The organism is Mycoplasmopsis lipophila (genome assembly GCF_045276895.1).
Taxonomy (GTDB): Bacteria; Bacillota_I; Bacilli_A; order Mycoplasmatales; family Metamycoplasmataceae; genus Mycoplasmopsis; species Mycoplasmopsis lipophila.
Genome location: NZ_CP174165.1, coordinates 416,945 through 440,577, shown reverse-complemented (window position 1 = coordinate 440,577; position 23,633 = coordinate 416,945). Strand labels below are relative to the sequence as shown.

Sequence of the window (23,633 nt, the reverse complement as noted above, 5' to 3'; positions counted from 1 at the left end):
TTATTAAATTAAAATGTAATATAAAGGAGGAATAATGTTAAATAATTTAACTTTATTAAAAGATACTGTAAAAACCCAAAATAATGGTTCAAGCACTTTAAGTGGTGTTACAATGTGAATTATTTTTGGGGTTTTATTAGCAGGAATGTTAGCTATTTTTGTTTTTGCTACTATAAAGGATGCAATTAATCGTAAAAAACTTAAAAAAATAAGAATTAAAAATGAAGAAGATATGAAAATTTTTAATGCTTATGCTTTAATTTATATCAATAAATTAATTGAGATTAATCAAAAATATTTAGATAAATTTCAACCTTCAATTGGTCAATATAAAATGAATCAAATTATTAATGGAGCAAAAAACTCTTTAAATGAATTGATACAAACTGAAGGATTTAAAAATTTAATTAAAAATGGTGATTTTGAACAAAAACAACTTATAGATCAAATTAATAATTTAAATTCTATAAGAAGTAATAATTGAGAAAAGAAAAATTATGAAGCAATAAACTTTTTTAAAAATAAAGTGTCAGCTTTAGATCTTTCTTTATATCAAGAAGAAGTTAAAAAAGCAGATCAAACCATATCTAATTTTTATAAAGAAGAAATAGCTAAAAGTTTAGAGATGGAAGAAATTGAAGCTAATGAAAATTTAGAAGAAGAAAAGAAAGAAAACAATGAAACACAATAATAAAATTACTATTCCTAATATCTTGACTATTTTAAGATTGGTAATGGTTATTCCTTTTTTAATATTTATGTTTTTAGCATACATTTATATTAAAAAAGACTATTTAAATATTTCTTACGATTATTCAGTAAAAGGAAGAATTTTTTTAGCTATTTCTTTATCTATTTTTATGTTGGCAATGATTACAGATTTTTTTGATGGTTATTTAGCAAGAAAATATCATCAAGTAACAGAATTTGGAAAATTGTGAGATCCATTAGCAGATAAAATAATGATTACCTCTTCAATGATTGTTTTATCTATTTTTGGAGTTATTCCAGTATGAATTATTTTAACTTTTATTTTAAGAGATTTAATTATCGATGGTGCTAGAGTAGTAATGGCTAAAAATAATATTAGCGTTGCTGCAAAATGAACAGGTAAAGCTAAAACAATGATGCAAAGCATAGGAATAATCATTTTATTTATTATTTTTATATTTTTTGATATTTCAAATCAAGAATTTTTAATTAACCATATTCCTTCTACATTAAAAAATAAAATTGATAATAAATTAATTATTATTTTATTTATTCATTTAATTAATTTACCAATGATTATTGCTGCAATTTTAAATATAGTTTCAGGTATAGAATATTTTAATTCTATTAAACCTTACATTAAACTTAAACCAGATAATGAATAAACGCAACATTTACAAAAAATGTAAAATTGCTTATATATTAAATTTAAAATTAAGATAATAGGATGTTATTATGAGCAAAAAATATTCTATACTAGGATAAAAAATTAGACTCGCAAAGAAATTAATTGCGAGTTTTTTTCGCCTTTAAAAAGATATTTAATTTTATATAATTATTTTGCAGTAGCAACTAATCATCTTTTTATACTTATATTTTATTTTTAAGATAAAAGTTAAAAAAGTTAATTAACTGATTTTTTAAAAAAAGAATCATTCTCAGAAATTTTGTTTATTGATAATAAACATAGTTAATTATGTATTGCTATTGCATATTTTAATAGAAAGGAATTTATTATGCTAATTAATCGAAAACTAGCTATGAAAATATGAAATGATATATTTTCTAAAAACAAAATATACGCTAAAGATTTTGCAGGTAGACTTATCTGCAAATCATCATATGGAGATGAAAATAGTCAATTTGGTTGAAATATAGACCATATTATTCCACAAAAACAAAATGGTAAAAGTGATTTTTATAATCTTACCCCTTGCCATATTTTAACTAATCAAGAAAAAGGTTACAAAACAACTTTTTGAGCTAACAACAAACTTTTTCAAATTAGAAAAAATGAATTAGTTTTTATAAAAAAAATATAAAAATATGGATATAAATAAAAAAACAGCTAATCAAATATGGAATACATATTTTGGTAAGGAAACAAAAACTAAAGATTTTGCTGGAAGAATGATAGTAAAAGGAGCTTATGGGGATTGAAATAGTAAATTTAGTTGAAATATAGATCATATTCTTCCTAAAAAATTAGGAGGTAAAGATAATTTAAATAATCTTATCCCTTGCCATATTTTAACTAATCAAGAAAAAGGTCAGAGTTTTCCAAGTTTTAAAAGTAATGGTGAAGAATTTCAAATAAAAAAAGTAATGAATCACTATGAAATACATAAAAACGAACATTATAAAAATATTGAAGAATTAAGCAAATTAAATTGCAACTTTTATAATTCAAATGAAGGTTTAAAATTTTTTTATGAAAATGAATATGCGGAAAACACTTTTTCAGCTATCTTTCTCATAAAATTGAAAAATCCTTCTTATGAAGTTTTATATTGAATTAATTATTTTTTAGAACAAAATAAACTTTCATTTTTATATGATGATCGGAATACTGCATATATAGTTAGAAAATATGATATTCCTAAAAAAAATGATATTTCTTATTTATTAAATATTTGTATTTTATTAAATACATATTTAAAATATTTTTTTATTCAATATGATCATTTAGATTCTTATAATATTTATTACATTGTAAAAAATTATAATGATGAATCTAAAAAATTTTCTGATGATTTATATTCTGAAAAAAATGATTGTTATTGAAAAAGAACTGAAAATACCATTTTTGTCAATGAATTAGTTTATATAAATTCAGAGGAAATAAAAAATAATGTTTCTAATCATAATTTTTACTATAATAAATATCTTTCATATGATTATCATTTCATTAATTTAAGAAAAAATTTAGAAAAAGAAATAAAAATATTAGAACAAGAAAAAGATTAATTTCATAATATAAAGAAACAAAATGAAAAACAAACGAAAAACAATAAAAATTATTAAATTATTTTCTTTAATAATTTCTTTTGGTATTGCTACTTTTTTATCTTTATTTTCATTTGAAAAAATGCAATGAATTTGAGATGAAGGGTTTTTATACCAAAAAATATTGGGTTCATTTGCAGGTTTTTCTGCATTTGCTGGTATTTTATCTACTATTTATTTCTGAAAAAGAAATCAAAAAGGATATTGATTAGGAATTATCCATGCGCTTTTATTTGGAATGTATGCTTTATCTGTTAATTTAACTGGAGAGTTTATTGTTAATTTAATATTTTATATACCAATATATATATATTTATGAATTAAATTAAATGTAGGAAATAAAATTAAAATTTTAGTAATAAATATTAGAAGTTTAATTATTTTTATAAATTTAGGAATTATTATATTTATTTCCTTTTGATTTATAACTCCCTTATTAAATGATATATGAGCAAAATTTCTAAAATTAGATTCTGTTAAATACGGGAATAATTTTAATTATTTTATATTCGCAAAAGTATTAAGTAATTTAATAAATACTATATGTATCATAGCTTTAATAATGATGATTTTTGGATATCAACAATCTTGATATGTGTGATTAGTTAAAAATGCTTTAGCAATTATATTTTTTTCAGGGATAGGATTTTTAAATGTTTCTGTAATAATAATGAACATATTATATGGATCTCTTTCAATATTTATTTATATTAATGTAAAAAAGGAAAAACATCTTCATATTTCAATAATAGGACCTGGAGCAGTAGGTAAATCAACCATTATAGAAAAATTAAAAATTTTCTTTAAAGAAAAAGATATAAAAATATTTGATGAGAGAGATTTTTTAGAAGGCAAATTTGAAGAATATATGAAAAATATGCCTGATAATGCTTATGATATGCAAAAATTATTTTTTAGCGAAAGATTAAAACAAATTGATCAATCATTTTTAGAAAAAAGAACTGTTATGGATAGACATTTAATTGATGATTTTATATTTCCAAGAGTACATATGGAATTAAATAATTTTAATGAATATCAAAAAAATCAATGATTTAAAGTTGAAAAACAATATATAAATAAATTGAGTAGAAGACCAAAATTGGATCCGTGAAAAAGTGGTTTGTTGGAATAAGTTTTATAAAAATCAAAATCTTATGAAATTGATTTTTACCTAACTTTTTGCTTCAAAATTATTATAGCGTTATTTTATTTTTATTTTCTAATTTTTTTCTTTTGCTTCATCCCGATTCAGATTTTTATTTTTTTGCTATTTTTTACAGTTTATTCCCTCGCGCGCACATTTATATGCAAGATAAGGAAAAAATCAGTAAGTCCTTACCGGACTATTTTTCCTTATCTTTACTTTATATATTTATACTATGTATAAATATATAAAGTAATATTAGTGAAGCAAACTGCCTCAAAAGTGAGTCAGTTAACCAAAACTGATTCACTTTTGAGGCAAATTTGAGGCGCACAAAAAATTACATATATACATAGTATATATGTAAAAAACTTAAAAACCGACTCAAAACTGCTTCACTTTTTCACACGAGAGCAAAAAAATGAAAAAAATTAGTCAAAAATAGCAGCAAAACCTTTCTTAATATTTTGATACATTACTATCATTTTTAGGTTATTTCTGCTATATAAACTATGATGTTTATTCAAATTTTTCTTAAACAAATGATAAACGCAATGCTCTGTATAACTTTTATTTTTTAACAAATCACCACTTTTATTTCAAATAAAATTTTTATTTTTATTAATAAATTTTATGAAGATTTTAATGTTTTTATTAACACTTTCAGGGACATTTTTAGTTTTTATTTCTTCTAAAAATGTGTCTTTTAAGAGTAAATATTGTTCCATATTTCCACTATCAAAAACAGCATTAAATAGGTTAATTCAATAATCGCCAAAGACATTAGAAGTTCATTTTTTGAAGAACATTTTATTGTCTTTTGTAGTAAATTTATTGAACCCAAAAGTAGCATTAACTATCTTTTTCAAATGGAAAAAATCTAATACATATTCAACATTTAACTTATGAGAAAGGGTCTTCATTCAAGTAGCACCATCTCCATTTATTGTTAGCTTTTTTCTATCAATTTTTAGAGAAGATAATAACTTATCTATCTTATTTACATAACTATCAAAAGTCTTATTTTCTTCTTGTTTTACACCAACCAAATGTTCATCAAAATAAGCTATTCCACCAGCAACAATACTTTTCTTAAAACTCAAAACATTCAATCTATATCTACATTTTTTAACCTTATTTTCACTATGACTTTTTATAAATAAATCATCAATTTGTATATCTAATTCTGCCTCTTTTTCCTCCTCTATTTTGGTATAAACTTCTTCTAAAAGTTCTTCATTTTTTTCTTTTATTCTTTCCTCTATTTTGAACTTTTTAATTCAATATCTAACCAATTGCACAGAAGGCCAATTGGGTTTATTATGTATAGTTCTTCCTTCTAAATAATCAATAATTGCTTCTCTAAAAATGCTTATTTCATATTTAGTATATTTAAGTTCTTTTGCTATATCGTTGTGCAAATATATAAACCTAACATTTCTTTTTTCTTTTTTATCTCACTTTTGATAAGTGGTTATGTTAATATCTAAAACACCTTCTCTTGTAATTCATTTTTTTGTTTTTGTCTTAAATACAGTTCAATCAGGATACAAGATTTTTCTTGTAATCGTTCTAAATTTTTCTTCTTCATAATTAGAATATAATGCTGCTTTTTTATAAGTATTACTTCTAATATCACTAAAAATATAATCATTCAAATTCATTTTTGCTCCCACCAAAATATAAATAATGTTTGCTATTATAACGTAATAAAAAAATAGCAACTATTTCTATTGGTTAGAAAAGTGCTATTTTATACCCATATTTTAGTTAGAAAAATGCAATTTTACATTTTCAAAGTATAGGAATGTTCTTCTTCCATACTTTTTCTTCTAAATCTTTTTAATTCAAAATCATCCATTTTTTCTATTTCTTTAATCTTTTCTTTAATATTTATTTTTAATTTAATATCAACTTTGTCATAAAATTCAATATTTATTCTTCCTTTTTCATCACAAAAAACTATCGCTTGATGAAAAACTACATTATGGTTTTCAATATTTCAAACCAATTTTTCTATAATTCTTTTATATTTTTCATCACTTATCATTGAATTGTTATATTGATTTTCCAATTCAAATAAACTTTCAAATTCCTCTCTTTTCATAATATTTATAGAAGTGCAATTTACAATAGCTCCGTGCTTTTCATCTAATAGTCCGTTTTCAAAAGTTATATTTTCCCCAAATTCATCTCTTCTTTTATTTGTTTTTCTATCAAATAAAGACTTAGCAGTTAAATAATAAACATAATCATCATTGTAAAAGACTACCAAAGGGTGATAATCTTGTATGATAGAATTATCTTTATTTCTGCTACTTTTCTTAAAACCACAAATTTTTTGTAAAGTTTTTTTGCTAATTCCAACTTTACTTTTTTTCTTAAATTTTTTGCTTTTAAGAAGAACATTAATTGCTATAAATATTTCAACTAAAACTTTATTTTTACTAAATAATTGAAAATAACTTTCACTAATACTAAACGTGCTTTTATAAAGTTTTAGTATGAACTTGTAGTCCAAAACATCATATTTTTTTGAGTTATATTTAAGCTTAAAATTTTTTGTTTGCATTTCTTTTCTAACAATTTCAAAAGTTAAAGTTGTTTGAAATCTTTTGCTTAAATCTCTTTCACTAAAATAACTCATAGTTGCTCCTGGCTGCTCCTAACTAAAAAATATAAAAAACACTAACCGAAGCAATCAGTTAGTGTTTTATTCTTAACAAACCGTTTTTTCACGGATCCCCAAAATTGGATATTTTGTTTATTATTAGAGCAAATTATAATGAAATCAAATTATGAAGAACAAAACGTGCTAATGAAGAACCTAATAGAAAAAATGAATTAGGTAAAGAAAATGAAATTTTCTTTAAAAAAGTAAATGAAAAATATTATGATTTAAATTCTCAATGATATAAAAATGCTAATAAATTTAGTAAGAAAGTTATTATTTTTGATGATAAAGAACAAGAATACATATTAAATGAAATAAAAAAGAATATTTTATTGTATTTGAAACAAACTACAAAATACTAATAAAAAACTATTAAATTTTAATTGCTAGTTTTTTATTTTTTCCTATTTTTAATAATTATTAAAAAATCAACCTATGAATAGGTTGATTAAAATATTATTATTGGATTTTATTAGTATCCTTCAGTAGCAGGTTTACCTTCCATAATAGCAACTGAACGAGAAGTTCCAAAACGGTTTGCTCCAGCTTTTACCATTGCTTCCATATCAGCAAATGATGAAACTCCACCAGCGGCTTTAATTAATAATTTGTCACCACATACTGATTTCATAATTTCAACATCTCTAACTGATGCTCCACGAGTAGAAAAACCAGTTGATGTTTTAATAAATTCAGCTCCTGATTCCATAACGATTTCAGTTATTTTTTTGATTTCTTCTTCATCTAATAAAGCAGTTTCAACAATAACTTTTAAAGTATTTTTACCACAAGCTTTTTTTACAGTTTTAATGTCTTCTAAAACATATTTATAGTCATGGTCTTTAAATTTACCAATGTTAATAACCATATCAATTTCATCAGCACCTAACTTGATAGCTTCTTTAGCTTCAAAAGCTTTAGTTTCACTTGTACAAGCACCTAATGGGAATCCAATAACTGAGGTAATTCCTACACCACTTTTTGCTAATTCTTTTTTACAGTATGTAATTCATGATGAATTTACACAAATAGTTTTAAATTCATATTTTTTAGCTTCAGAAATTAATTTATCAATATCTGCTTTAGTAGCGTTTGGTTTTAAAAATGTATGATCTATCATTTTGTTGTATTCAATCATATTTTCTCCTTTTAACTTAATTTATCTAAAATAATTTTATTTTCAATTTTAACATTATTAATTTTATAACTTTGTGCTAATTCATTAAGCAAAGTTTTTTCGATAGGTTTTGATGAATATAAAATGAACATTGTGTCACCTTTTTTAACTTCATCATTTGTTTTAGTTTTAATAGTTATTCCAGCTTCGAAATCAATAGAATCTTCTTTAGTTGCTCTACCAGCACCTAATTTCATAGCTACAATTCCAAAAGTTAAACTATCAAAAATTTCTACAAAACCATTTTTTTCTGCTTTAACTTCTAATTTATATTTTGGATTTCAAAAATCTTTAGCTTTTAAAATTTCTACATTACCACCTTGGAGAGTAATAAATTCATAGAATTTTTCTAAAGCTTTACCATTTTGAATAACTTCTTCTATTTTTTCAATTGCTTCTTCATGTGAAGAAACTAATTTAGCTTGTTCTAAAATGGTAGCACATGAAGAAAAAACTAATTCATTAAAGTCTTTAGGACCTTTTCCTTGTAAAGTTCTAATAGCTTCTAATACTTCATTTTTATTTCCTATTTCACAACCAATAGGTCTATCCATATTAGTGATTTCCGCTCTAACGTCTACACCTAAACCTTTTCCAATATTAATCATAGTTCTTGCTAATAATCTAGCTTGTTCTAGATCTTTCATAAAGGCACCTTTACCACATTTAACATCTAATAAAATAGCATCTGAACCAGTAGCTAATTTTTTAGACATAATACTTGATGCAATTAAAGGAATAGATTGTACACAGTTAGTAACATCTCTTAAAGCGTAAAGTTTTTTATCGGCAGGAACCATTTCGTTTGATTGTCCAATAACGGCAATTTGGTGTTTTTTAACTTGTTCAATAAATTGTTTATCAGTTAATTCAACATGAAAGCCAGGAATTGATTCTAATTTATCAATAGTTCCACCAGTATGACCTAAACCTCTACCAGACATTTTGGCAACTGGGGCGCCTAAAGCAGCTACAATAGGAGCAACTGCTAAAGTAGTTTTATCACCAACTCCACCAGTTGAATGTTTATCTACTTTAATACCTGGAATTTCTTTAAGATTCATAACTTTACCAGAATGCATCATTGTAGAAGTTAAAACATTAATTTCTTCATTAGTCATTCCATTAAACATTACCGCCATAATAAAAGCAGCCATTTGATAATCAGGAGTTTTACCTTTTACATAAGAAGAAATTAAAAATTCAATTTCTTCTTTAGTTAAAGGTTTATTCAATCTCTTTTTTTCAATTAAATCTACTACTCTCATATTATTCAGCCATTTCTAATGCAATTTGCATCATTTTGGTAAAAGCAGTTTGTCTTTCTTCAGCGCTGGTTGCTTCATTAGTGATTAAATTATCACTAATAGTTAATAAACAAGCAGCATTTTTACCTAATTTTTCAGCATTAGTAAATAATGCGTAAGATTCCATTTCTACACAAGCAGCTTGAGTAGTTTTGATTCTTTCTTCTAAAGAAACAGAAGCATAGAAAACATCAGAAGAATGAACTCTTTTTTCTTGTACAGGAATGTTTAATTTTTTAGCGATTTTAAGAATTTTTTCATTAGTTTTTTTACTTGGTAAAGAAACATTAGATTTATCTCCTAAAACCAATTCTCTAAAAGCACAACTATCAGCAATAGCATCTTTGGCTAAAACCACATCATAGATTTTTAAATCTTTTTCATATGAACCAGCGGAACCAATTCTAATAATAGTATCTACATTGTAAAAATTAAATAATTCATATGAATAAATACCTATAGAAGGGCAACCCATTCCACTAGCAGCAATAGTAATAGGTTTACCTTTATAGGTTCCAGTATACATAAAAACATTACGAACAGTGTTTACTAATTTATATCCCTTATCCAAAAAAGTTTCAGCAATAAATTTTGCTCTTAAAGGATCCCCAGGCATTAGCACAGTTTTAGCAATTTCACCATTTTTAGCATTTATATGTGGTGTCATTTTTTCTCCTTATTTTTAAAAATTTGTTAGTTTTTTAAGTAAAAAATGCAAAAATAAATATAGAAATATTTAGAAAAAACTAATCATTTTAATGATATCATATTTATTTTTTATGCCTTGTTTTTAGTTAATTAGGGCAAATACCAAAAAATAAAAAAAGTGGGTAAAAACATATTTTTTACCCACTTTTTTGCTTAATTTTAATAAAAAAGAATTTTTTATTATTTTTTATTTTGAGAATGATTTTTTCCAAAGATAATGTCATAAATTTCTTCATATTGACTAACAGGAATAAATTTAATAGCTTTTTTAACTTCTTCTGGAAATTCTACTAAATTCTTTTCATTATTTTTAGGTATGAAAACAGTTTTAATTCCTTTTTTATAAGCGGCAAAAGATTTTTCTTTTAAGCCACCTATTTCTAAAACCTTACCTCTTAAAGTAATTTCTCCAGTCATTCCTATTTCTGGAGAAACAGGTTTTTTACTTAAAGCTGAGATAATAGCAGTAGTAAAGGTAACTCCAGCACTAGGCCCATCTTTAGGAATTGCACCTTCAGGTACATGAATATGAATTTGGTTATTTTCAAAATCAAATTTATCACATTCAAATTTAACGGCATTTGCTTTAACATAAGAAAGAGCAATTTGTGCTGATTCTTGCATTACATCTTTTAATTGTCCTGTTAATTTAATTGCTTCACCTTTTCCAGGATAAGTAGTTACTTCTAATTGTAATGTAGTTCCTCCAAGAGAAGTAAAAGCTAATCCATTTACTAATCCTACTTGTGGTTCTTTTTCATTTTCATTTTCAGTAAACATAGGAACACCTAAAAATTCTTTTGCTTTAGTTTGATCTATGATGTATTCTTTAATTTCGGTTTTAGATTCAATAACTTGAACTACAATTTTTCTTGCTATTTTATCTAAAGCACGTTTTAAACCACGAACTCCAGCTTCCGAAGTATAGTGTTTAATAATAAATTCTATAGTTTGATCATCTATTTGAAATTGTTCAGGTGAAAGTGATGCTTGTTCAATAGTTTTTTGAATTAAATGATTTCTAGCAATTTTTATTTTTTCATTAATGGTATAACTGCTTAATTCAATAATTTCTACTCTATCCAATAAAGGAGCAGGAATATCTTCATAATAATTAGCGGTAGCGATAAAAATTACTTTTGATAAGTCATAATCGGTATCTAAGTAATGATCTTGAAATTTAGCATTTTGTTCAGGATCTAAAACTTCTAACATTGCTGAAGATGGATCACCTTTTTGATCAGAAGCCATTTTATCAATTTCATCTAAAAGAATTAAAGGATTTGAAACATTAGCTTTTTGAATACCTTTAATAATTTTTCCTGGCATAGAACCAACATAAGTTCGTCTATGTCCACGAATTTCTGCTTCATCATGAACCCCACCAAGAGAAATTTTAATGAATTTTTTATTTAAAGCTTGAGCAATAGCTTTAGCTAGAGAAGTTTTACCGGTACCTGGAGGACCAACTAAGGTTAAAATTGGAACATTATTAAAAGTTTCATTATTTTTGTCTACTTTAACTTCTTGAGAATCTTTAAATAAATCTAAATCAATAGCGTTATTTTCATCAATAGAAATTAAGTTTTCTTTATTAGATTTATTGTGTTTTTCTTGGTTAATAATTAAAGCTATATATTCAATAATTCTTTCTTTTACTTTTTCAAGTCCATAGTGATATTTATTTAAAATTTCACGAGCATATTTAATATCAAGACTTTCTTTTTCAACTTTTCTTCATGGAAGTTTTTTTAATACTGATACATAATTTTGACTTAAAGCATAATCTGGAGAACCTGTCATCATTGATTTTGATTTTTCTGTTTCTGATTTGATAATTTTTTGTACAGATTCAGGATAAATATTTTTTAATTTTTCATCATTGATGTTTTTATTATATTCATCATCTTCTTCAATACCATCACCATCATTTAAAGTATCTTTAATTGCTTTTAATTTTTCTCTTAAAATGAAATCTCTTTGTTGTTTTTCTAAATTTTCTTTAACTTTTTTTTCTATTTCTTCATTAACATCAGTAAATTTGTATTCTTTTTCTAAATGTTCTAACATAACATCAATTTGTTCATCAACAGTTTTTTTAGAAAATAATTCATATTTTTTATCATATGGTAAAACTAAGCATCCACCTAAAATATTGATAAAATCAATTATTCCAGCACCTTCATTAAAAATACTACTTACATCTTTATTTGATTCATCAAAAGATAAAATGGAAATATTTTTAGATTTTAATTTATTTAAAAGATTATCAATTTTATCAATTTTAGTTTGATAAATCATACCTACATAACTTTCATTTTCTTCATATTCATCTTTAACATAGGTTAATTCATCTAATTTATTAATATCAATAGGAAGTTCTAAATGTAAAGTTTTAACTGTTTTTTCAAAATCAACTCTTACTCTATTTAAGGCTTTAAAAGTAACGTTTACCGATCCATCTTTTTTAATAGTAGACATTTTAACAACTTTACATAAAATACCTAATTCAAAAACTTGTTCATTAGTAATAACATCTTTATCATCTTCAACATAAACTTGTTTTTCTTTTTTATTAGAATATTTTTTCTTAGGAAAAAGAAAAATGAATCTTTCACCAGTTTCTTTATATGTTTTAAAATTTTCAATCATTTTTTTGTTAGTTAATTTAATTTCTCTTGTGTGAAATTGAAAAACTATATCATTAAAAATAACAAAAGGTTTTGCTTTCATTTGTCTCCTTTACACAAAACAAAAATATGCAAGATATTTTTTGCTCATACTATTATATACAATATTTAGCACTCTACCAATAAAAGTGCTAAATTATTTATTTTATTTTTTGTTAGTTGCTACAAAGTTAATTATTTTATTTTTTACAAAAATTTCTTTTTTAATTTCTAAATTATTTTTTTCTAAAAAATCTTTAATTTTATCTTTTGCTAAAAACATAATTTCTTGTTCTTCTTTATTAGAATCTATTATTAATTCATCTCTTACTTTACCATTAATAGTAATAGGATATTTAATTTCTTTTTCAATTAAAGCATTTTGATCAATATTAAAATCAAATAGATTTTGATTATTAAAATATTTTTGGCTTAACTCTCATACTATATGAGGAATAAAGGGTTCTAGAATATTTAATGTTACATAATAAAGTTCTGTAATTAATTCTTTTTTATTAATATCTTCATATGCATTAAAAATTTCCATTATCCAAGCTATTAAAGTATTAAAAGCATATCCATTTCTACGGTTATTATAAATTTCTTCTTGTTTAATCAATCCTTGATAAAGTTTTTTTCTAGCTAATTGTTCATTTTTACTTAATTCATTATGATTAATATTTTTGAATTTTGAATTTTTATCAATTAAAATACTTTTGTCAAAAACTTTTTTAATAAATTTATATGAGCCCTCAATTCCTTTATCAGATCATTCTAATTCTTTTTCTGGTGGAGCAGCAAAAAGAATAAATAATCTAGCAGTATCTGCCCCATATTTGTCAATAATGTCTAAAGGATCAACAGTGTTACCTTTTGATTTTGACATTTTCTCACCATTTTTAAGAACCATTCCTTGAGTTAAAAGATTAGATGCTGGTTCTCTAAAAGGAATTAAATTTAAATCATTTAAAACTTTTGTGAAAAATCTAGAATAAAGTAAATGCATAATAGCATGTTCTACTCCACCTATATATTCATCAGCATTTTGTCAATAATTAAGTTCTTTTGGATTAAACATCATTTTATTTCAAAATTCTTTGCTTGTTGTATATCTTAAAAAGTATCAAGAAGATTCAAAGAAAGTATCAAATGTATCAGTTTCTCTTTTAGCATCATAATTACATTTTGGACATTTGGTATTAATTCATTTTTTTGCTTGCTTTAATGGATTTCCAGCAACTGATAAATCAATTTTTTCTGGTAAAAGAACAGGTAGATTTTCAATTTTTTCAGGAACAATACCACATTTTTTACATCTTATCATTGGTATTGGAGCACCTCAATATCTTTGACGAGAAATACCCCAATCTTGAAGATTTATTTTTGAAGTTTCTTTTATTTCTTCTTCATTTAATTTATTCAATTTATTTTTAAAAATTTTAATTTTATTAAAATTAGCAAATTCTAAATGTGATTTTGAACTTTCAATATTTACTAAAACTAGATGTTTTTTATCTACAGAAGCAGAAGCAAAATCAGTTATTCATATTTCTATTTTTTCATTATTAGCTTTATTTTTACATTCAAAAGGGAGTTTGATTCCTAATTTAGAAAAAGTTTTGCTATTAGCATTAGCTTTAATTTCATCTATTCTTTGAATAGTTTTATTATCAATTAAAGAATTATTTTTTAAATAATCAATAAATTCATGACTAGCATTCATTGCTATATAAGAAATTTGATTAATATTTTCTTTTGTTTCTACAAAAATTTCTAAATCATAATTTTCTGTTTTATTAATTTTAATTTGAACATTAAAGTTAAAACCATTTTTTAAACCTATTCAATTTTTTTGCATTGATAAAACTTTATCTGGTCAATGGTCTTTTAATTGTTCTAAACTATTACTTAATTCATTAGCATATTTAGTTATTTTTAAATAATATTGTTCCATTTCTTTTTGTACAATAGGTTGATCACAACGTCAACATTTATTTCCAATAACTTGTTCGTTAGCTAAAATGGTTTGATCTTTTTCACAAAAATTAAGATTTGTTTTTTTTGTATAAACTAAATCTGCATTTCACATTTTAATAAAAATTTCTTGTTCTCATTTTGTATAAATAGGATCAGCAGTAATACATTCACGTTCTCAAGCATAAGAAAGACCTAAACTTTTAATTTGTTTATCCATTCTTTCGATATTTTTATATGTCCAATCTTTAGGGTGAATATTGTTTTTAATAGCAGCGTTTTCTGCTGGTAAACCAAAAGCATCTCAACCAAAAGGATATAAAACATTAAATTGTTTTCTACGATAATATCTAGCTATTGCATCACCTATTGAGTAATTTCTTACATGTCCCATATGTAAATTACCACTTGGATAAGGGAACATTGTAAGAATATATTTTTTAGGTTTTTCAAAATTATTTTCTGGCTCAAAAGATTTTTTTTCTAATCATTTTTTTTGTCATTTATTTTCAATTTCTTTGTGATTATATTCATTCATAGTAATTTCATCCTCTCATGAAATATTTTGGTATCCATTGGTTAAAATTTTAGTTTTGTTATCAAATTTTAGTAAAACTAAAATTAATATTGTATTTAGGGAAAAATTAATTAAATTAAAGGTTACATATAGTAATGATGCGCCTATAAAATAGTTATCAAGGTTAAAAAATATTTTTTTAAATTTAAGATTATAACTTTTTAAAAAGGAAGTAAATAATCACTCATTATTTTCTATTTTTACTATTTTTAAAACTTTAAAATATAAAGGAGTACTTCAAAATACATTAATAAAAGTTAAAAGAATTGTAGAAATAAAAATAGATAAAATTAGAAATAATAAATAATTTGAAATTTTAAAATCTTTATTTTTATTTTTTTGTTTTCAAACTTTTTCAATTCAAACATAGTTTGATATAAAAAAAAACTGAGATAAAAATAATAGAAAATGTCCCAAAATTCCTGCTAAGTCATATCCATGACTTCCATAAGAAGGACCTATTAAAAATAAAAGAATAGAAATTAAAAGCGCATAAAAATAATTACATCTTTTATAAGTAAAAAAAATAAAACCAATAGAAAAATTAAACTTTAAAAAAGTAGCTAAAGGGAAAGCGAAGAATTTTGATGCTAAAAAATCAAAAAGGATAGATAGTGCTAAAAGAAAAGCACTATTTAGCATCATATATATGGTTTTACTAGTTGATGGTTTTAATCTTTTCATTTTTATTTAGTTCCAAATATACGATCTCCTGCATCACCTAACCCAGGTTCTATATATCTATTTTCATTTAATTTTTCATCCAAAGAAGCTAAATAAATTTCAAAATTTTTTCCAAAATGTTTTTCAACATTTTCTACTCCTTCTTTAACTCCTACTAAACAAACTAAATGAATATTGGTAAAGCCATCTTCTTTTAATCTAGTTATAGAATCTACAGCTGAACCCCCTGTTGCTAACATAGGATCAACTACAAAGATTTCACTGTCTTTTGCAACTTGAGGCATTTTGTAGAAATATTCTTTAGCTTTAAAGGTTTTTTCATCTCTATACATGCCAATATGACCAGTTTTAGCTTGAGGAACCAATTCCAATAAACCATCTAACATTCCTAAACCAGCGCGTAAAATAGGAACAAAAACAATAGGTTTATCAAAAGTAAAACCTGTATATTTTTTGTGTAGTGGAGTTTCAATAATTTTATCTTTAGTTTTGTAATTTCTTAAAATTTCATAAACCATTAATGAAGCAATTTCATTTAAATTCTGTCTAAATTTAGAATGGTCTGCATTAATATCTCTCATATTAGTTAATTTAATAGATATTAATGGATGATTAATGACTTTTAACATTGTTTTACTCCTTATTAATATATTAATAACAATTATAAATTTATATTAAAAATTTAATATATCTTAAATATTTTATTAAAAATAGTTGTAAATGGAATTTTTAGAAAAGGAAAGCAGTAAATTTTGCTTATTTAAGTTTTTAATTTAAATAATTTATTTTAAACATTTAATATCTTTACCAAAAGTTATCCACAAAAGCTTTTTATTAAAAAAGTATTTTTTTCTTATAAAAAAATAAGAAATATTGATTTTTTAACTATTTTGATAATTTATTTTAATTTTTAATTTTAATTCTAAATTAGCATAATTAGAAAAATGAAATTTATAAAATAATTTCATGAATAAAAACGAAGATATCAACTTATTACCTATTTTAAAACCCTTATGATTCAAAGAAAATTTTATTGAAAGAATGACTGGAGAAAAATTACATTCACCAGGATTATTAATTATCGCAGATGATGATGAATACTTCTATTTCTTATCTTGTTATGATAGAAAAATTGAAGAACAAGATTATGATAATCCAAAAGATATTATAGAAGTAATTAAAGGCGATGGTATCACTGATGAAGGTGAATTAAAAGAAATTGAAGATCTTTATGCAATTGATTTAAGTAAAATTTTTAAAATTAAACGTAAAGATATGTATCTTAATTTAAAAACTAAGGATTATGAAATGGATGATTTACCATATTTAGGGGTAAAAAATCAATTACAAGTGGTTGATAGAATAGGTGAAAAAATAAATAGTGATAAAGATAAGCCAAAAATGGTGCTAATTATGAGAGGAGAAAAAACAGCACTTAAAGCCAGTATTAACTAAAAATGATCATTCTTTTAAAGAAGATGATAAATAAATTAGTTAATATTAAAAAGTAGACTTTTTTCGTAAGTCTACTTTTTAATATTATTGTTTTTTAATAAAATCTTGTGCTTTTTGATTTCTAAAGTTAATAATAGCGTTATTTCAATTATTGAAATATTTTTCAGTTAAACCTTGAATAATAGCGTAGAAAATAGGAGCACATAAATCGCCTAATATCATTGCTATGGTTGCTGATATTAAGTCAATTTTACCGATATTAAAATTACCTTGTCATGTTGTTCCTTCAAGATTTTTCATTGCTGAAGAATCATTTTTTAAACCGAAGAATAAATCTGGCAATTGTTGAGAAAAACCACGAGCAGGATTGATAGCAGCTGAACCTTGTAAAATTCCCATTCATACAGATAAAGAAATAATGAAAAAAATAAATAAATCACGGTATTTTGAATCTATACGAGGAGAAAAAATTGGAAATAAAAGAATAGAAGTCATTACCATTTCTCCAAAGAAAATTCATAATGATCCAGAAACAATAGCATTAGTTATAGATGCTCCATTTTTAAGGTTATTAAAATCTAAAAAATCTTTATTAGCAGCAGTTAAAGAAGAAATTGATAAATTAGAAGCATTTTTATTATTGGTTGCATAACCAATTCCTCAAATAATTAAACCAGTTAGAATACAACCTATAATTTGAGATAGAATTTTAGCAAAAGCATATTTGCTGCTATTTGTTCCATTAATTCATCTATATAGAGTAACGGAAGGATTTAAATCCACTGACCATCGTGCAAAGATCATTAAACAAGAACCTACAACAATAAAACCAGCAAAAAATCCTACTATAACATTATGTAATAAGAAAAAACTTTCTAAAGGTTTACCAGAAATGAGAATAGATAATCCTGCTAAAGCTAAAGAAATTCAAATAGTTCCGATAATTTCTGAAGTTAAATGTTTAAATCAAGCAAAAGCAGATTGAGGTTCTACAGCATCTGGACGATTAGCTTTTCTAATTTTAAAAAATTTAAACATAATGATTAACCGTTTTTAACCCTTCCGTTATCCATTAGAATTAAAGCTTTTTCAAAATTATTGTTTTGAGCATCATCAGCATTAGCTAAAGTAATTTTAGCAATTTGGTCTAAAGCAATATCAGTTAAAAATGCTTGGTGTGAAGTAACAATAACATTTTCCATTTGTAATAATTCTGCTCATTCAGGATCATTAATTTTTAAATCTTTAGCATAAGAAGAAACATCTTCATAAAATCTTCCTTCTTCTCTTTCCAAAACATCAACAGCTACTCCCCCTAATTTTTTAGATTTTAAACCTTTTAAAATTGCTGGTAATTCAATTAATTCACCTCTAGCAGTATTAACAATAATTACACCTGGTTTCATAATTTTAATTGCTTCTTCATCGATTAAATATTTAGTAGAAGGTAATAATGGAGCATGTAAAGAAATGAAATCTGCTTCTTTTATTGCTTTTTTAAATGAAACATATTCAAAACCCATTTTTTCTGCTAATTCTGGAAAATGTTCTTGCGAATAGGTATCAAAAACTAAAACTTTTGCTCCCATTCCTTTTACAATTTTAATAAAACATTGTCCAATTTTACCAGCTCCTATAACTGAAACAGTTGAGCCAAAAACAACTTTTCCATCTAAATGATTTAATGAAAAATTAAAGTTTTTTACTCTTGATTGGGCAATAAGTAAATTTCTATTTAATGCCATCATTGTACAAGCAGCAAATTCTGCTACTGATTCTGCTGAATAATTGGGAACTCTAAAAACTTTAATTCCTAATTGGTTAGCATATGCTAAATTGATTTTGTTGTATCCCATTGATCTTTGTAATCAAAATTTAACACCATTTTTAGATAAGATATCTAAAACAAATTTATCTCCATATGTGTTAACAAAACCACAAACTGCATCATAACCTTTTGCTAAATATGCATTATCAATTGATAAATTTTCTTTAAAATATGTAATTTCATGTCTATTTTGATTTACAGCATCAAAATATTTAATATCATATTCTTTAGCATCAAAAAAAGCTATTTTCATATTTCTCCTTGTATTAAAAAACATAAATTTTTATTATAAAAAAATGCTTTTATAATCTTAACATTTATAAAAAACATTGATAATATATATACTTTATGAGAAGTTTAAAATATGAAAACGTTTACATAAAAGCATTTTATATTTAATTTGAGTGAAAAAGTAAAAATAATAATGTATTAAAATAATAAAAGTATTTTTATAGAGTAATAAGGAGAAATAATAATATGGGTCTTTTTGCTAAATTATTTAAAAATAAAAAACAAAAACAAAATATTAAAAAAGTAGAACCTTATGTTGTTTCAGAAGAGATAAAAAATATTGTTGATGCTTTAGGTGGAATAAATAATATTGTTGCTTTTAATAACTGTACAACTAAATTACGTTATGACATTAAAGATTCTGATAAAGTTAATAAAGATAAATTGTTATCTTTAGGAGCAACTGATGTGGTTTTATTTGGTCCTAGACATATTCAAGTCAAATTTGGCGAAAGAGCTGAAGAATTAAATTTAGAAATTCAAAAAGCGCAAGAAAATTTAAAAATTGAAGCAGCAAAAAATATTCAAATTGAAACTGGAAATTTATTAGAAAAAAGTTCTACTTCTGTAAAAGAAAATGAAGAACAAGAACAAAAAATTATTTTTTCTCCTTGTTCTGGTGAATGAAAAAGTTTAGAAGAAATTCCAGATGAAGTATTTAGTAGTAAAACTTTAGGTAATGGTTATGCAATTTGTAATAAAAAAGAATCTAAATTAACTATTTTATCTCCTATTGATGGAAAAATTGAAACTTCTTTTTCAACTAAACATGCATATGGTATTAAAGCAAAAAATTTAGAAATTTTAATTCATATTGGAATTGGAACTACTAAATTAAATGGTATTGGCTTAAAATCTTTTGTCAATCAAAATGATATGGTTAAAAAAGGTCAAAAACTTGTTGAAATCGATATGAAAAAACTTCAAGAAGCAAAAATTAAATGTACAGATATTATTGTTTTAATAACTGATAAAAATCATAAAGATTCTCAATTAAAATTACTTTGTTCAAAAAATATTGAAAAAGCTGAACAACCTTGATTTGAAATAATTTAATAAAAAATGATATTTTTTAAAAACAAGATAGCAATTGAAAAGTTGCTATCTTGTTTTATTCTTGATTTTTTAATACTATAAATAAATCATCTAATTGTTCTTTTGTTACTCCACTAGGTGCATTTGTAAAGACATCTTGACCTTTTGCATTTTTAGGAAAAGGAATAACATCACGAATAGTTTCTTGCTTGGTTAAAATCATTATTAAACGATCAATACCTAAACCAATTCCACAATGAGGAGGTAAACCATAATCAAAAGCTTTTAAGAAAAACCCAAATTTTGATTGTTGTTCTGCTTCACTCATTCCTATTAAATTAAACATTTTTTCTTGAACTTGTTTGTTATAAATTCTTGCTGAACCTGAACCTAATTCAAAACCATTTAATACTAAATCATATGATTTTGCTCTAATATCTTTCATTTCTAATTTATCTAAATCTTCAAAATTATGATCAAATTGAGTAAAAGGATGATGAGCAGCTGATCATTTGTTATTTTCTTCATCATATTCAAACATAGGTCAATCTGTAATTCATAAGAATTTGTATTCATCATTATTAGCATAATGATATATAGCATTCAATTCATTTCTAACTGCAGAAAGAGCTTGAGAAGCATTTTCATACTTATTAGCCACTATAAAATAACTACCATCTTGATAATTATTTTTTTCTAAAATATTTTTTATTTCGTTAGGAGTTTTATTAGCAAAATTAGTTAAAATGATTTCTTTATTTTCTATTACAAAATAAAATAAAATATTAGCTTTGTTCTTTTTTGCAATTTCTTCTAAATGGTTAAAAGTTTTTTTATCTATTTTAGTATCTACTCTTAACATCCTTATAGATGGAGCATTTTTAATAATTGAAAATTCTGAATTTTTAAAACAATCTTCAATGTTTTGTAATAAGTATCCAAATCTTATATCAGGTTTATCATTACCATAATCTCTTATACTATCATCATATTTCATTCTTAAAAATGGAGTTTTAATTTTAATTCCAATTTTTTCAAATGCATATTTAAATAATTTTTCAATATATTTTTGAAAATCTTCAACAGTTCAAAATGAAGTTTCAATATCAAGTTGAGTAAATTCTGGTTGACGATCTTTTCTACCATCTTCATCTCTAAAACAACGAGCAAATTGATAATATCTTTCAAAACCTGAAGCCATAAGTAATTGTTTAAAAAGTTGAGGGCTTTGAGGAAGGGCAAAAAATTCATTGTAATTTCTTGTGGGAACTAAATAATCTCTAGCTCCTTCAGGAGTTGATTTGGCTAGCATAGGAGTTTCTATATCTAAGAAACCATTTTGTTCCATAAATGTTCTGATAGCATTATTAAATTTAGCTTTTAAAATAATATTTTTTTGCATTATAGGACGTCTTAAATCTAAAAATCTATTTCTTAATCTAGTATCTTCTTTTAATTCAACATCATCTCTAATGGGAAATGGTAAATCTAATGAATTTGAAAAAATTTCATATTTATTTACTAAAACTTCTATATCACCAGTTTTTAAATTTGGATTTTTTTCTTTTCTTAAAACTACTTTACCTGTTATAGATAAACAAGTTTCTTTAGTTAATTTAATATCCTTGTTAAAAACACATTGAGTAATTCCATATCTATCTCTTAAATCAATAAAAGTTAATTCTCCAAATCTTCTTTTATTCGCAACTCAACCAAATAAAGTAACAGTTTTGTTTATATCTTTTTTACTCAATTCATTATTATTTATTTTTTTACTAGTTTTCATTTTATTCTTCTTCCGTTTCAGCTAATTCATCTAAAATTTCATAAATTTCATCATCATTATCACTTAAAAAATGTAATAAGTTATCAAATCCACTTTCATTATGACTAAAATATATTTTGTCATTTGTTTTTAAATGTTTAACTAAAAAAGTATTTTTTTGTTCAACTTTATCATCAAAAATAATAAAATCAGCATTAGTTTTTTCTGCTTTTTCAAAGATTTTTTTACTCTTAGTTAAAGTTTTAATTATTTCTGATTTTATTCCATATGAACGTAGTTCATTACATAAAGAAATGAATGTATTTAAATTTTCTTGATTTAAACAACCAAAAAGAATTTTAATTTTATTATTTTGATATTGTTCATTTAAAAGATTATTATCAAAAATTATTTCTGCTATTCTATCTACTCCTATTGCTCAACCAGAAGCAGATGTTTCAGGACCACCTAATTCTTTAATTAAATTTGAATACCTTCCACCACCAATTACAGTAGATTGAGCACCAGTATTTTTTTCTAAAGAAACAAATTCATAAACAATTTCATCATAATAATCTAATCCTCTAACTAAACTATAGTCAATTTCATAATCTATATAATTTATTTTTAAAAGAGATAATAAATCAGTAAAGTATTTTTTACTTTCTTCTGAAAGATAATCAAAGATTTTTGGAGCTTTTTTAACAAATTCTTTTTGTGAGTCAATCTTATCATCTAAGATTCTTAAAACATTGGTTTCTAATCTTTCTTGATTAATTTCTGATAATTCATTTTTATAAGGCAAAAAGTATTTTTTTAATTCTTTTTGATAATTAATTCTTGTTTGTTTATCACCAATAGAATTAATCTTTAATTTTGTATTAATTCCAATAGTTTTTAAAAATAAATTAGCCATAGAAATTAATTCATAATCTTGATAAATATTTTTTTGACCAATAGCTTCTACACCAGCTTGATAAAATTGTCTTTGTCTACCTTTTTGAGGTTGTTCATAACGAAACATTTGTCCATAATAACTAAATTTATTATTTTGGTAGGTATATCATTTATTTTCAATTAAAGCTCTTATAAATCCAGCGGTTCCTTCTGGTCTTAAAGAAATAGATCTATCACCTCTATCTTTGAATTCATACATTTCTTTTTTTACAATATCACTACTTGCAACTGATCTTTTGTATAAATCAGCATTTTCTATAATAGGAGTTTCTATATAACTAAAGTTATAAGCGTTAGTTATTTTTAAAAATATTCCTCTTATGAATTCATATGTCATCATTTCAGTAGGATTAATGTCTTTAGTTCCTTTAATTCTATTAAACATTTT

At 23.7% G+C, this 23,633-nt stretch carries 20 protein-coding genes; 8 read left to right on the top strand and 12 right to left on the bottom strand.

Translation table 4 applies throughout. From position 1 onward, the window contains the following. Nucleotides 1–34: 34 nt before the first annotated feature. From ACJA27_RS01945 to ACJA27_RS01925, 5 genes are all read left to right on the top strand, one after another. Entirely contained in the window at nt 35–691 is a 657-nt protein-coding gene (locus ACJA27_RS01945) for an MHJ_0274 family protein (RefSeq protein WP_406617620.1), read from the top strand. After that, nucleotides 678–1,376 (top strand): CDP-diacylglycerol--glycerol-3-phosphate 3-phosphatidyltransferase, encoded by a 699-nt coding sequence (pgsA, locus tag ACJA27_RS01940; protein ID WP_406617619.1) that lies wholly within the window; start codon nt 678–680, stop codon nt 1,374–1,376. The genes ACJA27_RS01945 and pgsA overlap by 14 nt, the downstream gene beginning before the upstream one ends. Before the next feature lie 351 nt (nt 1,377–1,727). Further along, nucleotides 1,728–2,033 carry an HNH endonuclease gene (locus ACJA27_RS01935; RefSeq protein ID WP_406617618.1) on the top strand — a complete coding sequence of 102 codons (306 nt, stop codon included), beginning with the start codon at nt 1,728–1,730 and terminating at the stop codon, nt 2,031–2,033. A 4-nt stretch (nt 2,034–2,037) separates the two neighbouring features. Then, complete coding sequence (locus ACJA27_RS01930) at nt 2,038–2,958, top strand: HNH endonuclease (protein ID WP_406617617.1); 921 nt, start codon at nt 2,038–2,040, stop codon at nt 2,956–2,958. Between the two features lie 22 nt (nt 2,959–2,980). After that, entirely contained in the window at nt 2,981–4,132 is a 1,152-nt protein-coding gene (locus tag ACJA27_RS01925) for a nicotinamide mononucleotide transporter (protein ID WP_406617616.1), read from the top strand. A gap of 443 nt (nt 4,133–4,575) precedes the next feature. Here ACJA27_RS01925 and ACJA27_RS01920 read toward each other — a convergent pair whose 3' ends face one another. Together ACJA27_RS01920 and ACJA27_RS01915 are read right to left on the bottom strand one after the other, a co-directional pair. Beyond that, the gene (locus ACJA27_RS01920) at nt 4,576–5,808 is read right to left on the bottom strand and encodes an Mbov_0401 family ICE element transposase-like protein (protein ID WP_406617615.1); all 1,233 of its coding nucleotides are present in this window, start codon (nt 5,806–5,808) and stop codon (nt 4,576–4,578) included. Nucleotides 5,809–5,930: 122 nt separating this feature from the next. Then, nucleotides 5,931–6,791: an Mbov_0400 family ICE element protein gene (locus tag ACJA27_RS01915; RefSeq protein ID WP_406617614.1), complete on the bottom strand. Its 861-nt coding sequence runs from the start codon at nt 6,789–6,791 to the stop codon at nt 5,931–5,933. A 113-nt stretch (nt 6,792–6,904) separates the two neighbouring features. Between ACJA27_RS01915 and ACJA27_RS01910 the strand changes: the two genes are divergently transcribed. Further along, entirely contained in the window at nt 6,905–7,180 is a 276-nt protein-coding gene (locus ACJA27_RS01910; RefSeq protein WP_406617613.1) for a hypothetical protein, read from the top strand. 110 nt (nt 7,181–7,290) lie between these two features. On the opposite strand, the gene deoC is transcribed toward ACJA27_RS01910, so the two are convergent. From deoC to upp, 6 genes are all read right to left on the bottom strand, one after another. Continuing rightward, complete coding sequence (gene deoC, locus ACJA27_RS01905) at nt 7,291–7,956, bottom strand: deoxyribose-phosphate aldolase (RefSeq protein WP_406617612.1); 666 nt, start codon at nt 7,954–7,956, stop codon at nt 7,291–7,293. Nucleotides 7,957–7,967: 11 nt separating this feature from the next. After that, nucleotides 7,968–9,263, bottom strand: a complete 1,296-nt coding sequence (locus ACJA27_RS01900) for a pyrimidine-nucleoside phosphorylase (protein ID WP_406617611.1) — start codon at nt 9,261–9,263, stop codon at nt 7,968–7,970. A gap of 1 nt (nt 9,264) precedes the next feature. After that, entirely contained in the window at nt 9,265–9,969 is a 705-nt protein-coding gene (gene deoD / locus ACJA27_RS01895; protein WP_406617610.1) for a purine-nucleoside phosphorylase, read from the bottom strand. A gap of 221 nt (nt 9,970–10,190) precedes the next feature. Continuing rightward, complete coding sequence (gene lon / locus ACJA27_RS01890) at nt 10,191–12,662, bottom strand: endopeptidase La (protein WP_406618300.1); 2,472 nt, start codon at nt 12,660–12,662, stop codon at nt 10,191–10,193. 183 nt (nt 12,663–12,845) lie between these two features. After that, nucleotides 12,846–15,914, bottom strand: a complete 3,069-nt coding sequence (locus ACJA27_RS01885) for an MPN527 family putative ECF transporter permease subunit (RefSeq protein WP_406617609.1) — start codon at nt 15,912–15,914, stop codon at nt 12,846–12,848. A 2-nt stretch (nt 15,915–15,916) separates the two neighbouring features. Beyond that, complete coding sequence (gene upp, locus ACJA27_RS01880; protein WP_406617608.1) at nt 15,917–16,543, bottom strand: uracil phosphoribosyltransferase; 627 nt, start codon at nt 16,541–16,543, stop codon at nt 15,917–15,919. Nucleotides 16,544–16,880: 337 nt separating this feature from the next. On the opposite strand from upp, the gene ACJA27_RS01875 reads away from it, so the two are divergent. Then, nucleotides 16,881–17,369 carry a hypothetical protein gene (locus ACJA27_RS01875; RefSeq protein WP_406617607.1) on the top strand — a complete coding sequence of 163 codons (489 nt, stop codon included), beginning with the start codon at nt 16,881–16,883 and terminating at the stop codon, nt 17,367–17,369. An 84-nt stretch (nt 17,370–17,453) separates the two neighbouring features. Here ACJA27_RS01875 and ACJA27_RS01870 read toward each other — a convergent pair whose 3' ends face one another. After that, complete coding sequence (locus ACJA27_RS01870; RefSeq protein ID WP_406617606.1) at nt 17,454–18,407, bottom strand: aquaporin; 954 nt, start codon at nt 18,405–18,407, stop codon at nt 17,454–17,456. 5 nt (nt 18,408–18,412) lie between these two features. After that, nucleotides 18,413–19,450 (bottom strand): 2-hydroxyacid dehydrogenase, encoded by a 1,038-nt coding sequence (locus ACJA27_RS01865; protein ID WP_406617605.1) that lies wholly within the window; start codon nt 19,448–19,450, stop codon nt 18,413–18,415. A 224-nt stretch (nt 19,451–19,674) separates the two neighbouring features. Between ACJA27_RS01865 and ACJA27_RS01860 the strand changes: the two genes are divergently transcribed. Continuing rightward, nucleotides 19,675–20,544 carry a glucose PTS transporter subunit IIA gene (locus ACJA27_RS01860; RefSeq protein WP_406617604.1) on the top strand — a complete coding sequence of 290 codons (870 nt, stop codon included), beginning with the start codon at nt 19,675–19,677 and terminating at the stop codon, nt 20,542–20,544. A gap of 55 nt (nt 20,545–20,599) precedes the next feature. On the opposite strand, the gene aspS is transcribed toward ACJA27_RS01860, so the two are convergent. Further along, nucleotides 20,600–22,309, bottom strand: coding sequence for an aspartate--tRNA ligase (gene aspS / locus ACJA27_RS01855; protein WP_406617603.1), 1,710 nt, complete (start codon nt 22,307–22,309; stop codon nt 20,600–20,602). Nucleotide 22,310: 1 nt separating this feature from the next. Continuing rightward, nucleotides 22,311–23,630: a histidine--tRNA ligase gene (gene hisS, locus ACJA27_RS01850; protein WP_406617602.1), complete on the bottom strand. Its 1,320-nt coding sequence runs from the start codon at nt 23,628–23,630 to the stop codon at nt 22,311–22,313. Between the last annotated feature and the right edge of the window lie 3 nt (nt 23,631–23,633).